This is a genomic window from Marinospirillum alkaliphilum DSM 21637 (genome assembly GCF_900119735.1).
Lineage (GTDB): Bacteria > Pseudomonadota > Gammaproteobacteria > Pseudomonadales > Halomonadaceae > Marinospirillum > Marinospirillum alkaliphilum.
Window position 1 is genome coordinate 1 of record NZ_FPJW01000004.1, and the last position, 16,129, is coordinate 16,129.

At 55.1% G+C, this 16,129-nt stretch carries 16 protein-coding genes; 10 read left to right on the plus strand and 6 right to left on the minus strand.

Annotation, left to right across the window (positions count from 1 at the left end; all coding sequences use genetic code 11):
* Positions 1-356: 356 nt before the first annotated feature.
* A complete protein-coding gene (gene tyrS / locus BT114_RS06845) occupies positions 357-1,556 on the minus strand; it encodes a tyrosine--tRNA ligase (RefSeq protein ID WP_072325624.1) in 1,200 nt (399 codons plus the stop codon).
* A gap of 122 nt (positions 1,557-1,678) precedes the next feature.
* Between tyrS and BT114_RS06850 the strand changes: the two genes are divergently transcribed.
* Positions 1,679-2,794, plus strand: coding sequence for an anhydro-N-acetylmuramic acid kinase (locus BT114_RS06850; protein ID WP_072325625.1), 1,116 nt, complete (start codon positions 1,679-1,681; stop codon positions 2,792-2,794).
* Positions 2,795-2,801: 7 nt separating this feature from the next.
* Here BT114_RS06850 and erpA read toward each other — a convergent pair whose 3' ends face one another.
* The 4 genes from erpA to argC form a co-directional block, all read right to left on the minus strand.
* Positions 2,802-3,155 (minus strand): iron-sulfur cluster insertion protein ErpA, encoded by a 354-nt coding sequence (gene erpA, locus BT114_RS06855; protein WP_072325626.1) that lies wholly within the window; start codon positions 3,153-3,155, stop codon positions 2,802-2,804.
* Between the two features lie 95 nt (positions 3,156-3,250).
* Entirely contained in the window at positions 3,251-3,826 is a 576-nt protein-coding gene (locus tag BT114_RS06860) for a bactofilin family protein (protein WP_072325627.1), read from the minus strand.
* Positions 3,827-4,564 carry a DUF6776 family protein gene (locus BT114_RS06865; RefSeq protein ID WP_072325628.1) on the minus strand — a complete coding sequence of 246 codons (738 nt, stop codon included), beginning with the start codon at positions 4,562-4,564 and terminating at the stop codon, positions 3,827-3,829.
* 31 nt (positions 4,565-4,595) lie between these two features.
* Positions 4,596-5,645, minus strand: a complete 1,050-nt coding sequence (argC, locus tag BT114_RS06870; protein WP_072325812.1) for an N-acetyl-gamma-glutamyl-phosphate reductase — start codon at positions 5,643-5,645, stop codon at positions 4,596-4,598.
* A 153-nt stretch (positions 5,646-5,798) separates the two neighbouring features.
* Here argC and hemJ point away from each other — a divergent pair, with 153 nt between their 5' ends.
* The 5 genes from hemJ to BT114_RS06895 are packed head-to-tail and all read left to right on the plus strand — an operon-like array spanning position 5,799 to position 10,607.
* A complete protein-coding gene (gene hemJ, locus BT114_RS06875) occupies positions 5,799-6,236 on the plus strand; it encodes a protoporphyrinogen oxidase HemJ (protein WP_072325629.1) in 438 nt (145 codons plus the stop codon).
* An 18-nt stretch (positions 6,237-6,254) separates the two neighbouring features.
* Positions 6,255-7,076: a bifunctional hydroxymethylpyrimidine kinase/phosphomethylpyrimidine kinase gene (thiD, locus tag BT114_RS06880; RefSeq protein ID WP_072325630.1), complete on the plus strand. Its 822-nt coding sequence runs from the start codon at positions 6,255-6,257 to the stop codon at positions 7,074-7,076.
* Positions 7,069-7,755: a thiamine phosphate synthase gene (thiE, locus tag BT114_RS06885; RefSeq protein WP_072325631.1), complete on the plus strand. Its 687-nt coding sequence runs from the start codon at positions 7,069-7,071 to the stop codon at positions 7,753-7,755. The genes thiD and thiE overlap by 8 nt, the downstream gene beginning before the upstream one ends.
* Positions 7,730-9,013, plus strand: a complete 1,284-nt coding sequence (gene hemL, locus BT114_RS06890) for a glutamate-1-semialdehyde 2,1-aminomutase (protein WP_072325632.1) — start codon at positions 7,730-7,732, stop codon at positions 9,011-9,013. The genes thiE and hemL overlap by 26 nt, the downstream gene beginning before the upstream one ends.
* A 22-nt stretch (positions 9,014-9,035) precedes the next feature.
* A complete protein-coding gene (locus tag BT114_RS06895) occupies positions 9,036-10,607 on the plus strand; it encodes a bifunctional aminoglycoside phosphotransferase/ATP-binding protein (RefSeq protein WP_072325633.1) in 1,572 nt (523 codons plus the stop codon).
* Here BT114_RS06895 and BT114_RS06900 read toward each other — a convergent pair.
* Complete coding sequence (locus BT114_RS06900; protein ID WP_143142783.1) at positions 10,586-11,506, minus strand: ChaN family lipoprotein; 921 nt, start codon at positions 11,504-11,506, stop codon at positions 10,586-10,588. The genes BT114_RS06895 and BT114_RS06900 overlap by 22 nt on opposite strands.
* Before the next feature lie 174 nt (positions 11,507-11,680).
* Here BT114_RS06900 and dksA point away from each other — a divergent pair, with 174 nt between their 5' ends.
* The 4 genes from dksA to BT114_RS06915 are packed head-to-tail and all read left to right on the plus strand — an operon-like array spanning position 11,681 to position 16,123.
* Positions 11,681-12,097 carry an RNA polymerase-binding protein DksA gene (gene dksA / locus BT114_RS06905; RefSeq protein WP_425434778.1) on the plus strand — a complete coding sequence of 139 codons (417 nt, stop codon included), beginning with the start codon at positions 11,681-11,683 and terminating at the stop codon, positions 12,095-12,097.
* Positions 12,098-13,033 (plus strand): tRNA glutamyl-Q(34) synthetase GluQRS, encoded by a 936-nt coding sequence (gene gluQRS / locus BT114_RS06910; protein ID WP_072325636.1) that lies wholly within the window; start codon positions 12,098-12,100, stop codon positions 13,031-13,033. It begins immediately after the preceding gene.
* Entirely contained in the window at positions 13,015-13,188 is a 174-nt protein-coding gene (locus BT114_RS14945) for a hypothetical protein (protein ID WP_177247056.1), read from the plus strand. The genes gluQRS and BT114_RS14945 overlap by 19 nt, the downstream gene beginning before the upstream one ends.
* Position 13,189: 1 nt before the next feature.
* Positions 13,190-16,123, plus strand: coding sequence for an ATP-binding protein (locus BT114_RS06915; RefSeq protein WP_072325637.1), 2,934 nt, complete (start codon positions 13,190-13,192; stop codon positions 16,121-16,123).
* Positions 16,124-16,129: the final 6 nt, after the last annotated feature.

Sequence of the window (16,129 nt, forward strand, 5' to 3'; positions counted from 1 at the left end):
ATTCAATCCCGACGAGTCGCTTGCCTTGATATCTTGTGACTGATCACAAAACATCCCGCAAGCGCCCACATGAATGTACCTGATGCTTCATTCTTAAAGAGCGTGATTCAAAACAGACCCGGATTTCTCAACCCAGTCACCTGCCGAATCAGTGGGGCGCATTCTACAGCAACTCCACTCAGTGTCAAGCCTCTTTTTTCAAATTCTCTAAAGAAAACCCTGAAAAAACAAACCCCTACACCCCTTGCCAAAACTTCCTGCTCACCCCGTTTCCGAGGCCGTCCTGACAAGAGCTGCGTATTATAGGCACTCAATTCTGTCTTGCAAGGGGTTTCTGAAACTTTTTTACAAAACGATTAAACCAGCCTTACCTGCGCGTACTTTTTCTTGCCGACCTGGATCAGCTGCTCACTGCCTTTAGTCAGCCGACAAGCATCATCTACCACTTCGTGATCGACTTTCACTGCCCCTCGCTTTACTGCATCCTTGGCCTGTGCAGCATTCGCGGTTAAACCGGCGCGATTAATCACCGCAATGATCGGCAGGTCCGCTTCACCCTCTGTATTCACTTCAACCTGAGGCAGATCTTCAGGCACCTCACCTTCAGCCAGGCGATTACCTGCAGACTTGTGAGCACTGGCCGCTGCTTCTGCGCCATGGAAACGCTCGATCAATTCACGCGCCAGCAGTATTTTGATATCACGTGGATTGGCACCCTGCTCAACATCCCGCTTTAATTGCGCAATCTCATCCAGGCTACGGAAAGACAACAACTCAAAATAACGCCAGATCAGGCTATCAGGCATGGAAACCAGCTTGTTGAACATCACGCCCGGCGCTTCATCAATGCCCACGTAGTTACCCAGCGATTTGGACATCTTCTGCACACCATCCAATCCTTCCAATAGCGGCATGGTGATCACTACCTGTGGCGCCATGCCCTTACCCTTCTGCAGCTCGCGCCCCATCAAGAGGTTAAACTTCTGGTCGGTGCCACCCAGCTCAATATCCGCCTCCATGGCCACCGAGTCATACCCCTGCACCAGAGGGTAGAGAAACTCATGAATGGCAATCGGCTGATTCCCCTTGTAGCGCTTTTCAAAGTCATCCCGCTCCAACATGCGCGCTACAGTTTGTTGTGCTGCCAGCTCAATCAGTCCGGCAGCCGACATCTTGCCCATCCACTCAGAGTTGAACATCACGCGGGTTTTGGCTGGATCAAGGATTTTAAACACCTGCTCCTTGTAAGTCTGGGCATTGGCCAGCACCTGCTCTTCGGTCAGCGGCTTGCGGGTAACATTCTTTCCCGTGGGATCACCAATACGACCGGTGAAATCACCAATCAGAAACATGACCTCATGCCCCAGCTCCTGGAACTGGCGCATTTTGTTGATCAACACTGTGTGACCCAGATGAAGATCAGGGGCAGTAGGATCAAAACCTGCCTTGACACGCAGCGGGCGTTTTTCTTCCAGTTTTTTCAGCAGCTCATCTTCAACCAGGATTTCATGTACACCGCGCTTGATGATTTCCAGCGCTTCACGGGAGTCGGCCATTCTTGTGTCCTTTCTGTACCTGCCGCCAGGCAGGCATCAGCATTTGAGGTCAATGAAAAATGTGGCAGAGTATAACATCTGAAACCGACCAGTTAACCCACCTTCCCAATGGAGAATCAGCCATGTCAGCCATTTTTGCAGGACTCATGTCCGGCACCAGCCTGGATGCAGTGGATGGTGTACTGGTCGCCTTTTCAGATTCAGGGCAGCAACCCCGGTTACTGGCAAAACACTCCATAGACATTGATGCCTCACTACGTACCCTGCTGGAAAAGCTGGCTCACGCAGAACAGCTCAGCTTCACCGAACTGGCCACAGCAGAGGATGGCATCACCCGTCATTACGCTCGCTGCATTCAAGAGCTGCTGCAACAACATGGCGCCACAATACCCATTGCAATCGGCTGTCATGGCCAGACCATTGAACATCGTCCTGATGCCAATATTCCTTATACCCTGCAGCTATTAAATCCTTCCCTGTTAGCGGAGCTGACCGGCCAGAATATCATCTGCGACTTCAGACGTCGTGATCTTGCAGCGGGAGGTCAGGCCGCACCACTGGTGCCCGCCTTTCACCGAGCCGTTTTTCATCACCCAGCCAAGGATCGAATTGCCATCAACCTCGGCGGCATTGCCAATCTTTCCTTTATACCTGCTGACACCCGGCAACCTGTTACCGGTTTTGATACCGGCCCTGCCAATCTGTTACTCGATTACTGGCACCAGCATCATTGGTCTGGCACTTTTGATCCGCAAGGACAGATGGCTGCCAGCGGCAAACTGCATCAACCACTGCTGACGTCGATGCTGGGTGACGGCTATTTCTCAAAACCCCCACCCAAAAGCACAGGACGCGAACACTTTAATCCTGGCTGGCTGGATCAACACCTGGCACGACTCAGCAACCAGCCAGAACCTGTTGATGTGTTATGCACCCTCAGTGAATTGACTGCTATCAGTCTAACGCAGGGCATCAAGCTACTTGACCCTGATGCATCAGCTGAACTGGTGGTTTGTGGTGGCGGCTGGTTCAACACTGACCTGATCCGGCGCATTCGGCATCTGACAGCGCCACGACCACTGATCAGCAGCCATGAGCTGGGTGTTGACCCACAACTGGTTGAAGCCATGGCCTTTGCCTGGCTGGCATGGCGCCATACACTCGGACGACCAGGAAATCTGCCCGCCGTAACCGGCGCCAAAGGTGAAAGGATTCTGGGCGGATTTTACCCCGCCTGAGATCAACCTAGATGGAAAAAGAAGAACCACATCCGCAGGTGGTACTGGCATTTGGGTTGCGTATGACAAACCGCGCCCCCTCAAGGCCTTCAACATAGTCCACCGTGGACCCAGCCAGATAGGGGTAACTCAACTCATCCAGCAGGAAGCGTGCACCCTGCTCTTCGATGACTGTATCACCTTCAGTGATCGACTCAGCAAAGTCAAAACCATATTGAAAGCCTGAGCAGCCACCACCGGTGACATAAACTCGCAAAGCCAGATCGGGATTGGCTTCTTCGGCAACCAGTTGCCTCACCTTGTTTACAGCAGCAGGCGTAATCAACAGGGCCTGGGGAACAAAACTTACAGCTGAGGTCATGCCTTCATCTCCGGTGATACGGATATAAAGTCTGACTTAACCAAGCAAAGCAGTCAAGTATTGGCCATCCACCTGATGGCAGATGGCCCACTCGATCATTTCTTGAGCGGATCAGTCGTTGTAGACTGAGGTGCGGCAGATGCAGGTGCCACTGCCGGTCGAGGTGCGGCTGCAACGGGTGCTGCAGTCGCAGGAGCAGCAGGCTTGGCTGCAGCAACCTGAGGCTTGTCACCCTCCGCAACTGCAACAGAGGGGCGCGGCTTCTCGCGTGTAACCTGTTTTGGCATTTTGGGTTTTTCGCTACCCTTGCTGCTCTTGTAGCGATGCGCCAGGCGGCCATCCACCTGTGCACCCATCACCATTTCTACAGTGTTGTAGAAAATGTTGCCCTTGACTGCGGCCTTGGCTGCCAGCTCCAGGTGCTCACAAGAGTGAACGTCACCAACAATGGTGCCATTCACAATCACGTGAGGTACAGACACCTCACCTTCAACTACACCCTTGTCACTGATGCGCAATACCGCCTTGGAGTCGTCATCAGCAATGATATTGCCGAACACTCGGCCATCAATGTGCAGTCCACCGGAAAAGTGGATATCACCAACAATTTCCGCCTTACCGGAAACCAGGGTGTCAAAATGATTTGTTGGAGGTGCATTTTTTCCAAACATTTAAATAGCCTCCTGGCTGACCCAGTCAAACTCTGATTCGATGCGCATCGCCTTGCTTCCGGTTGATTGCAGGATAACCTGTACTTTTTCGGGTTTAAAATCTTCTGGCAAGTGTATCTGACCTGCTACGTTCTGGAAAAACCGGAACCTGAATCGAACACTCAACTCGTCCACTTCCGGAGACACATCCTTCAGCGGCAAGGTAACATTCATCGTCTGGCCTCTTGACCCCACCAGACTGACCAATGCGCGACCTTCAATAAACGTATTGTTGTCAGTCACCTGAGTAATCACCAGCTGATAATCAAAAACCCTTGGATTATCAGTTGGACGCAGGTCAAAACGATCGATTCTCAAGCCTCGATCCGCCTTTTCCGGCGCCATCACCCGCTGATAAAAATGTAGTTCATTTTCCAGCTGGGCAATACGTGCGTTAAGGTTCAATACCGTTTGCTGAACCTCCTGATAAGCCCTGCGATCCACTGCATTGCTGCTTTCAGTCACCAACACACGACGGCGCAATTCGGACAACTCCTTTTCCTGCTGCCGTGTCTTGATCCGAAGCTCATCACGCTCGATCACTGCTGTACCGCGCTCATGCCAGATCGACCACTGCCCCAGGTGATAACCTCCCACAGCCAGGGCAATCATAAGTACCAAGGTTATTGCACGTACCAGAAGACGTCTTACAGGGTTGTAAGCCACTATCTCCAGACGTTCGTCCTGTCCTTTGTTCATTTTCGGTATCCGTTGATTTCCTGCATTACCTTCAGGGCATCAAACCCGGGAAGGCAAGACCTGCCGACTCTTCAAGACCAAACATGATATTCATATTTTGTACTGCCTGACCACTGGCACCCTTAACCAGGTTATCAATAACCGAAAGGATCACCAGCAGATCACTACCCTGCGGCCGGTGCAGAGCGATACGGCAGACATTGGCACCCCGAACACTGCGTGTCTCCGGGCAGGACTGCCAGGACATGACATCCACACAAGGTTCTCCCTTATAACGTGCCTCATAAAGCTGCTGCAACTCCACATCATTTCGTTTCAGGCTGTTACCGTTCAGCCTCACATACAGGGTTGCATGGATGCCACGAATCATCGGCGTCAGGTGCGGCACAAAGGTCAGGCCTACAGACTGACCAGCTGCATCACTCAATCCCTGGGTAATTTCCGGATGATGACGGTGATTGCCGACGGAATAAGCCTTCATGCTTTCACCGGCTTCACAGAACAGCGATCCCACCTTGGCTCCACGCCCTGCACCCGACACCCCAGACTTGCAATCTGCAATAATTCCCTGGGGTTCAACCCAGCCTGCTTCCAATAGCGGAATCAAACCCAGCTGCACCGCAGTGGGGTAACAACCAGGCACCGCGATCAGGCGTGCATCCCGAATTTTATCGCGGGCAACCTCTGGCAGGCCATAAACCGCCTCAGGCAAGAGTTCAGGGGCTCCATGGGGTTGGCCATACCAGCATGCCCATTCGTCCGCATCGCGGATACGAAAGTCTGCAGACAGATCGATCACCCGAGTACCTGCGTTCAGCAGTTCGGCAGCCAATGCGTGAGCCACGCCATGTGGAGTGGCAAAAAAGACCACATCACAAGCTGCCAACCGGGCTGTATCAGGCTCGCTGAATACCAGCCCTGGATAATGACCACGGAGATTGGGGTACATCTCATCGACCGGCATGCCGGCCTCGGAACGCGAAGTGATGACATCAACCCTGGCTTGTGGGTGAATGGCCAGCAGGCGCAGCAGTTCAACCCCTGTATAGCCTGTACCACCAACAATTCCGACCTTGATCACCACATCACCTCCTGCCTGACCAGCAAAATAAGATTTAATCAGCCGCAGATGATACACAAAATTCCTGTTCGAGTATGCCATTTGCTCAGCCTTCTTACCCTCTGAAGGCTGATTAAGGTATCCTTGTCTGCCTTGTATTCATCTGGATGAACCATGAACTACCTGTGGCTGAAAGCCTTTCATATCATTGCCATTGTTACCTGGTTTGCCGCCCTCTTTTACCTGCCTCGGCTGTTTGTTTATCACACCCAGGCAGAGCAGGAGGGTGATCAGCGCGGTGCAGAGCGCTTTTGTGTCATGGAACGCAAACTTTACAGGGGCATCATGACCCCATCAATGCTGGTAGCTCTGGCGCTTGGACTGGCTTTGCTGAGCATGAATTTTACCGGTTACCTGGAGCAGGGCTGGATGCGCACCAAACTTGCACTGGTTGTCCTGCTTTTGATCTATCACTTCTGGTGTGGCGCCCTGTTGCGCCAGTTTGCAGCAGGAGTCAACCGTCACAGCCACGTCTGGTATCGCATTTTTAATGAACTGCCCGTTTTCATCCTGGTCTTCGTGGTTGTTCTTGTTGTGGTTAAACCCTGGTGAAGACAAAGGCCATTCAGCATGATCAAACCTGGCGTACATCCACAATTCCAGAAAAACTATCCAGCAGTACTGGCCATTGGTGGTCACGACCCCAGCGGTGGTGCCGGAATTCTTGCAGATGCACAGGCGCTGCTGGCTCTTAAAGCCTGGCCACTGACACTGATCACCTGCCTGACCGCCCAGAACACCCACCAGGTCAACAGTGTCAAAGCTCAGGATCCAGCCGACTTCCACCTGCAACTCGAAACCCTGTTACAGGACTTTCGCCCTGCAGCCATCAAAATCGGGGTTACCGGCAGCCTTGATATACAGCAATCCATCGCCGAGCTGTTACTGCGCTACCCAGATATCCCCGTGGTGCTTGATCCGGTGATCAGCAGCACCAGTGGCACCGGCTTCATGAATGAACAGCAGCTGACTCACCTCAAAGAACATCTATTGCCGCGCAGCAGCGTCATCACCCCCAATCTTCCTGAGCTGGAACAATTGGTTCCCGGCAAAAAGAATCCGGAAGACAAAGCCCGCGAACTGCTTCGCCAGGGCTGCAAGGCGGTTTTGTTAACCGGTGCACATGCGCAGAGTCGTGGCATCAAGAACCAGTTATTCACCCACCCATCAATACCTCCACTGATCAGTCGCTGGAAGCGCTTGCCGTATGAATATCATGGCTCTGGCTGTACCCTAGCGGCGGCATTGGCTGGATTGCTGGCCCGTGGAGAATCACTGGAAAAAGCCAGCACTCAGGCGCAGGACTTCACCTGGCAGAGCCTTGAAAAGGCATTAAAACTGACGGAAGGACAGCACCTTCCACTTCGACTCAGGGAGCCGGCCCATGGCTGAAACTGCGTTCCTTACTGGCATCTACGCCATTACTGACCCGCGCTTCATGGCGGATGACACCCAACTGCTGGAAAAGGTTGAATCAGCATTGCAGGGTGGGTTGCGCCTGTTGCAATACCGGGACAAAACAGCAGATGCCAGCAAAGCACTACGCCAGGCTCGCCTACTGGCCGACCTTTGTCACAGCTATGACTGCCTGTTAATCATTAATGATGATGCCGAATTGGCCCGAGCCAGTCTGGCTGATGGTGTACACCTGGGACAAGGGGATGGCTGCTTGCGTCATGCCCGCGAACTCCTTGGCACTGACGCCCTGCTTGGGCGCACCTGCCACTCCAGTCTGGATCTGGCACACCAGGCCAGACAGGATGGCGCTGATTATCTGGCTTTTGGCCGCTGTTTTGTCTCCGGCACCAAGCCGCTGGCGCCCGTTGCCGACCTGGGCATTTTCAAACAGGCCCGCCCTCTGGGACTGCCTTGCGTTGCTATTGGCGGCATTACGCCAGAACTTGCCGGGCAGGTTGCCACTGCCGGTGCACACATGATTGCAGCCGTGGAAGGCATTTTTGCCACAGCCAATCCAGCATTGGCCGTTCGCCAGTATCATGAAGCCTGCGCTCCTTCTTTTTCCTTCAATTTAAATGAGGTACAGCATGACCCGCTCAGCAGAACTCTTTGAACGCGCCCAACAATCCATCCCCGGCGGCGTCAACTCCCCGGTGCGGGCCTTCAGAAGTGTCGGCGGCACTCCGCTGTTCATCAAGCAGGCCGAAGGGGCTTACATGGTTGATGAGGACAACCGACGCTACATCGATTATGTCGGCTCCTGGGGGCCGATGATCACGGGCCATGCTGATCCGGACATCCTTGCAGCCGTGCGCAACCGCCTGGAACTGGGGCTTTCTTACGGCGCACCCACGGCACTGGAAACGGAAATGGCTGAACTCCTGTGCCAACTGGTACCTTCCATGCAGCGTGTACGCATGGTGAACTCCGGCACCGAAGCCACCATGAGCGCCATACGTCTGGCGCGTGGTTACACCGGCCGGGACAAGATCATCAAATTTGAAGGTTGTTACCATGGCCACAGTGACTCACTGCTGGTCAAGGCCGGTTCCGGTGCCCTGACCTTTGGTGTGCCTACCTCTCCGGGTGTTCCAGCCGATCTGGCACAGCACACCCTGACCCTGACCTTTAACGACATCGAAGGTGTACGCCGCTGCTTCAGCGAAATGGGTGAACAGATTGCCTGCATCATTGTTGAGCCAGTAGCAGGCAACATGAATTGCATCCCGCCGGCACCCGGTTTCCTTGAGTGTCTGCGCGAAGTCTGTGATGCCAGCGGCACCGTGCTGATCTTTGATGAAGTGATGACAGGTTTTCGTGTGGCGCTGGGCGGTGCCCAGCAGCACTATGGAGTTACACCGGATCTGACCACCCTGGGTAAAATTGTTGGTGGTGGCCTGCCGGTTGGTGCGTTTGGCGGCAAGCTGGAAATCATGAACCAGCTATCTCCACTGGGCCCTGTGTATCAGGCCGGCACCCTGTCCGGTAATCCGCTGGCCATGGCTGCGGGTCTGGCACTGCTGAACAAGCTGCGCCAGCCCGGCTTTCATCAGCAGCTTGCTGACTATGCCGGTCGCCTCTGTGCGGGCCTGCAACAGAAGGCAGATGCAGCCGGCATTCCCTTCCTGACCCAGCAGGTCGGCGGCATGTTCGGACTGTTTTTCACCAGCGCCCAGAGTGTCAGCAGTTTTGCAGAAGCCACCACTTGTAACATTGAAGCCTTCAAACGCTTCTTCCATGCCATGCTGGATGAGGGCGTCTATCTGGCCCCCTCTGCCTACGAAGCAGGATTTGTTTCCTCCTGCCACGGCGAAGCAGAACTTCAAGCCACACTGGCAGCCGCCGAAAAGGCTTTTGCCCGTCTGAAATGACAGCCACCATCAGGAGTCGCCCGTGAACGAGGCTTTACTGCAGGCATTTAAAAATCCATCCACCTATGATCACCCCGTCAGTGAGGTGCAGCTGCGCGAAACACACATCTCCTGGGTGTTTCTGGCCGGTGATTTTGCTTACAAAATCAAAAAACCGGTGAACTTCGGCTTTCTTGACTATTCCAGCCTGGATCTTCGCAAACACTACTGCGAACTGGAGCTGGAGCTTAACCAGCGCATGGCGCCAGACTTTTATCTGGAAGTCTTGCCGGTTTCCGGCACTGCTGATGCACCTCGCATCGGTGATGCCAGTGCCCCCTTTGAATACCTGCTGAAAATGCGGCGCTTTGATGACAGCCAGCTACTCAACGCCCTGCAACAGCGCGGTGAACTGGAAGAAAGCCACCTGCTGCAACTGGCCACTGAACTGGCAGACTTCCACCAGGCCATTGCACCGGGTCAGCCGCCCGAAGGGCTTGGTACTCCCGAAGCGGTCTGGGCACCGGCTCAGCAGAACTTTGACCAGATCCGTGATCTGCTGCAGGACGAAGAAGCCCTGAAACAGCTGCAACTGCTGGAAAGCTGGTCACGTGACACCTTTTCCCGCCTCTCGGAACTGATGCAGCAGCGTCTGGAGCAGGGTTATGTGCGCGCCTGCCACGGTGACCTGCACCTGGGTAACACCACCCTGTGGCAAGGCAAGGTGGTGGCTTTTGACTGCATCGAATTCAATGACGCCTTCCGCTGGTGTGACGTGATCAGTGACCTGGCCTTCCTGTTGATGGACCTGGAAGACCGTGGCCTGAAAAAAATGGCACAACTGACCCTGAATCATTACCTGGAACAGACTGGTGATTATCAGGGGCTGCAACTGCTGGCCTTCTACAAGGTTTACCGGGCACTGGTGCGCGCCAAGGTCAATCTGTTCCGCCTTGGCCAGCCCGGGCTGGATGATGAAGATCGTGCCGCTGTACTGCGCCAGTACCGCAGCTACACTGATCTGGCCGAAAGCTACACCGACTTCCACACACCCTACCTGCTGATCACTCACGGCTTTTCCGGCAGTGGCAAAAGCACCCTGACCGGCAGTGTGGTAAGAGAGCTGGGTGGCATTCGTATCCGTTCCGATGTGGAGCGCAAGCGCCTGTTCGGGTTACGTGCTGAAGAATCTGGGCGTGCCGGTCTCACGGGTGGCATCTACACGCCGGAGGCCACTGAACAAACCTATCAGCGCCTGACCGAACTGGCCGACCAGGTGTTGCGGGCCTGCTTCCCGGTAACCCTGGATGCCACCAACCTGAAAAAGAACCAGCGCACACGCCTGCGCGCCGTGGCTGAAAATCTCGGACTGCCATCCCTGATCATTTCGCTGAAAGCCGATGAAGCCACCCTGCGCCGCCGCCTGACCAAGCGCATGGATGAAGGTGAAAAGATCGCAGAAGCTGATCTGCTGGTACTGGAACATCAATTGGCCACTCACGAACCGCTGGATGCTGATGAACTGACCTGTGCCGTCACCGTTGACACCGATGCACCGGCAGCCAGCCAGACGCTGGTGCGCCTGATCCGGGATCACCTGCGACTGGATGACTGAAAGGCTGCACAATAATCCACCGGCATTATTGCCGGTGTGAACAGCAGATAATCATAAACCTGCAACCCGTCCACCGCGGGTGGCAGGTAATCCTGTGGTTGCTGACGCTGATCAACCTGCACCAGCCAGACACTGACATGTTTCACATCCGGCGGGAGCCAGCGTGGGACACCCAGATCCTTGCGTACATGCACTGATCCTGCCTGCAGCAGGCCTACGCGCCCATCCAGCTCAACTCCCAGTAACACCTCGGCCATGGCCTGATCTCTGGCCAGCTGCACCTCCCGCATTTTTGGCAGCAGTGCTTCAGGCAACTGACCGCAATGACCTTCATCCATCATGCGATCCAGCACCTGCGCCATGGCCTCGCTGATGGCAGGCAAAGGGGCTCCCTGCTGATAAGCATCACGCTGCTGCTGCGTGTCCAGATCAGCAGCCAGCACGCGCTTCGCATGCAATAACCCGCTCTGCACCAACTCACCATAACGCTCCCACGGCCAGCCGGGCTGCCAGTCCAGCATCTCCGGTGTCACGGATGACTGACCCAGTGCGGCATCCAGCGCTGGCTGTTGCGGCTGGCGTGCCATTTCCAGTGCCAGGGGCCCCAGCCGTTGTTGTGCAGCCAGTTGCAGCATCCACTGGTGTGTCAGCCGCTGATGATCCGGATGATCGTGCTGCTCACCCACCAGCAACCAGACACCATCAGGCAGCGACTCCAGCCACATATCCCGGTTCACCAGGGCTTGCTTTTTCACTGACCAGAGCTGTCCCACCAGGGGATGATCCATCTGCTCCCCGGCCAGCCATTCAGGTTCTTTCTGAGTAGCAGCGCCAGCACAACCTGCCAGCAACAACAGCCCCATAATCAAGGCACTCCAGTGCCATTTCAGTTGCTTCAAAAGTCGCCTCCAACTGCCGTTTCAAAACCCTGCACTGCTAAAGTCCAGCAGTACTTTCTTGCAATTTGTCTGGGATTACAGTAAATAAGCTAGTCTTTTTTTCGCCCGGTAGTAACCGATTTTCAGGACGCAATCACGTCGCGAGGCAAGGCCATGCCAGAGAGCAAGCAAGAGATGCAAGCAAATCAGAGCTTTACCCCTTACCAGCAGGCCGAGGGTGAAGAGTACATGAGTGACGAGCAACTGGCCCACTTTCGCCAGCTGCTGCTGGACTGGAAACAGGAGCTGATGGAAGAGGTGGACCGCACGGTTCAGCACCTGAAGGAAGAAGCCTCCAACTTTGCCGACCCGGCAGACCGCGCCACCCAGGAAGAAGAATTCAGCCTGGAGCTGCGCACCCGTGATCGTGAACGCAAGCTGATCAAAAAAATCAACGATACACTGGAAAAAATTGAGCAGGGTGATTACGGCTACTGTGATGCCTGCGGCATTGAAATCGGCATTCGTCGTCTGGAAGCCCGCCCCACGGCCACCCTCTGTGTTGACTGCAAGAGCCTGGCCGAAATCAAGGAAAAACAAATCGGCGGTTGAATGCAGCCCCCGCTGACTGCATCCACCACCTATCGGGGGCGCTTTGCCCCCACTCCTTCAGGCCCGTTGCATTTCGGTTCGCTGGTCACTGCCGTGGCCAGCTGGCTGGAAGCCCGCTCTCATCAGGGCCAGTGGCTGGTTCGCATGGAAGACCTGGACCCACCGCGTGAAGCGCCCGGTGCAGCCGATCACATCCTGCACACCCTTGAAGCCTTTGGTCTGACCTGGGATGGCTCGGTGATGTATCAGAGCCAACGCCATGCTGCTTACCAGCAACAGCTGGATCAGCTGATTCAGGCGGGCCACGCCTACCCCTGCAGCTGCAGCCGCAAGGCACTCGAAGGGCATCACCGCTATCCCGGCTGGTGTCGCTCAGCACCACAACACCCGGACCAACCACTGGCCTGGCGACTTCGCGTTGATGATCAGGTCAGTGTTCAATGGCAGGATCAGGTACAGGGTCCGCAATGCTGGCCACTGCAACAAGCCGGTGACGTGGTGATCCGTCGCAAGGATCAGCTCTGGGCCTATCAACTGGCGGTGGTGGTGGACGATCTGAAACAGGGTATGACTCATATCCTGCGCGGTATCGATCTGATCGACTCCACACCCTGGCAGATCTGGCTGCAGGTCTGTATGGGCCGGGCGAACAGTGATGCCCCGGCATTCCAATACGCGCACCTTCCCGTTATAGTGAATGCCGTCGGCCAGAAACTTTCCAAACAGAATCTGGCACCGGCATTGGATACCGCCCGCATCAGCAGCCTGTTAATGCTGGCCTTGCAGGCGTTGGGCCAACAACCCGACCCGGCACTTCAGCAGGAAACACCTGAAACCCTGCTGCATGAAGCCATCCACTTCTGGCAGCTGGACAAGGTGCCCGCCGTGGCAGCCATCAGTGAAACGGACCTGAAACCATGTATTTCTATCGCTTAGTGCTGGTACTGGTCACCATCGGTTATTTCTTCTCTCCCTGGTTCCTGTTGCCCTGGGGCAGCAGCAACTGGTACCAACCCTTTCTGATGTGGCTGGCGCTGATTGGCGGCACCCTGTGGTTGGAACAGAAGCGCCGCCTGGAGCAGCTCGAATAACATGAGTTTCACGCTCACGCAGATTTTTGTGCTTGGTGTCGGCTACCTGTCGATCCTGTTTGCCTGCGCCTGGATTGTTGAGCGTGGCTGGCTGCCACAACGCTTGGTCCGTCATCCACTGGTTTATGTATTGGCACTGGGCATGTATGCCAGCGCCTGGGCCTTTTATGGCTCCTTTGGTATGGCCGAGCGTTATGGTTACGGTTATCTGACCTATTACCTCGGTATCTCTGCAGCCTTTGTACTGACCCCAGTGTTACTGACTCCCCTGTTACGGCTGACCCGCACCTACCAACTATCTTCCCTGGCCGACCTGTTTGCCTTCCGTTTTCGCAGTCGCTGGGTAGGCATGCTGGTCACTCTCGGTTTGCTGGCAGGAACCATGCCTTTGCTGGCCCTGCAGATTCAGGCCATCGGTGATGTCATTCACCTGCTGACCAATGAATCTTCGCCCTATCATCTGGCTTTTGTGTTCTGCGCAGTCATCTCCCTGTTTGCCACCCTGTTTGGTGCCCGTCATATTTCATTGCGCGAGCGCCATGAAAGCCTGCTGGTCGCCATTGCCTTTGAGTCCCTGGTGAAGCTGGTGGCTTTTCTGGCACTGGGAGCCGTAACCCTGTGGCTGGTGTTTGATGGTTTTGACGGGCTGGAAAACTGGCTGATAACCCACGGTGACAGCCTGGCTGCCGCAGTGCAGCCACTGGAAGACAACCAATGGCGCACCCTGCTGTTACTGTTTTTTGCCACTGCTGTTTCCATGCCCCATATCTTTCACATCATTTTCACCGAAAACCCCTCCGAAACAGCACTGCGCCAGGCCAGCTGGATGCTGCCGATATTCCTGCTGCTACTGGCCTTACCAGTACCGGTGATCTACTGGGGACATCAGGCCCTGGGCAGCAGTCTGCCCATTGAATATGCCAGTTTGTCTTTAGGTGGTTACTGGACCCTGCTGTCATTTATTGCCGGTCTGGCCGCCGCCAGCGGCACCATCATTGTGATTACCCTGGCCCTGGCTCCGATGGTGCTGAATCACCTGGTGCTGGCGGTGTATCAGCCACCGGCCCACTTTGATATTTATTACTGGCTGATCTGGATGCGGCGACTGCTGATCGCCTCGCTGATTTTCATTGGTTATCTGGTTTACCTGGTGGTCAGTGCTCACCATGATCTGGCCACACTGGGACTCTCGGCATTCATTGCCACCCTGCAATTCCTGCCCGGTATTCTGGCGCTGCTCTACTGGCCAACGGCCAATCGCAAAGGGCTGCTGGCTGGTTTAACAGCCGGTTTTGGTGTCTGGGCCATCGGACTGGGTTTCCCATTGATGCTGGACATTCACCAACTGGCACTCCCCGGTGGTGGTCTGCTGGAACTGCGCGGCATTGATGACTGGTTTCAGGTCACCATCCTGGCCATTACCAGCAACATTCTGATTTTTATTGTGATCTCCCTGGTTACTGATGCCAGCGAAGAAGAAAAGGCCGGGGCACTGGCCTGCTCACAGGATGCCTTGTTACAGCCCAAACGCCTGCAACTGAAAGCGCGGACCTGTGAAGACTTCACCCGTTTTCTCAGCATCCCCCTGGGGCAGGAAACCGCCCAGCGCGAAGTGACCCGGGCACTCAATGAACTTGGTTTGCATCCGGCCGATGCCAGGCCCTATTCAATGCGCCGCTTGCGTGACCAGATCCAGGCCAACCTGTCTGGCCTGATGGGTCCTGCTGTCGCGCAGGAACTGACTGATCGCTACCTGCCCTGGAAAACCAAAAGTGCCGACTCAGAAGATGACATTCACTACGTGGAGCGTCATCTGGAGGAATATCGTACCCGCTTGACCGGCATGGCTCGTGAGCTGGACAAACTGCGCCGCCATCATCGCCAGACCCTGCTGCACCTCCCGGTTGGTATTTGCACCCTGGGTCGGGATCAGGAAGTACTGATGTGGAACCGCGCCATGGAAAAACTCACTGGCATCAGTGGTGATCAGGTGATTGGCTCTCGCATTCGTCACCTGCCGGAACCCTGGAACAACCTGTTGGACGAATTCCTGCAAAACCCCAATCGTCAGGCTTATCGCCAACCTCTGGAGCAGCAGAACAAAACACGCTGGTTAACCCTGCACAAAGCGCGCCTGGATGATCCGGTTGCGGTGATGGGTGGCACCGTGCTGCTGGTGGAGGACCAAAGTGAAGTCAAGGAACTGGAAGACAAACTGCTGCATAACGAGCGCCTGGCTTCAATCGGTCGGCTGGCAGCCGGTGTGGCCCATGAAATTGGCAACCCTGTCACTGGCATCTCTTCTCTGGCGCAGAATCTGCGTTATGACGCAGAAGAGCCGGATGCCGTTCGCGAAACCAGCACCCAGATCCTGCAACTGACCAACCGCATCACAGCCATTGTTCACTCACTGGTCAGTTTTGCTCATGCCGGACGCCACAGTGACAGCCTGCGTTTTGAGCAGGTTAAACTGCATGATGCCTTCCAGGAAGCCATCAACCTCATTTCCCTCAGCAACCGGGGTCGTAATCGCCAGTACACCAACAACTGCCCTGAGCAGTTGGTGATGCAGGGGGATGGGCAGCGGCTGATCCAGGTGTTTGTCAACCTGATTGGCAATGCCCGTGATGCAACCCAGGATGGTGGTCAGATACTTTGTTGTGGTTATCAGGAAAATCACCATCTGGTGCTTGAGGTTCATGACGATGGCTGTGGCATACCTGCAGAACATCTGCAGCACCTTTTTGAACCCTTTTACACCACCAAACAGGCCGGTGAAGGGACAGGCTTGGGGCTGGCACTGGTTTATAGTATTGTCGAAGAACATCACGGGCAGATTCAGGCCATCAGCCCCAGCCCCATATCAGGAAAAGGCAGCTGTTTCCGCTGCCGCTTTCCGATCACGGCCAACGCACCCGAATATCAGGAGCAGTAAAACGCC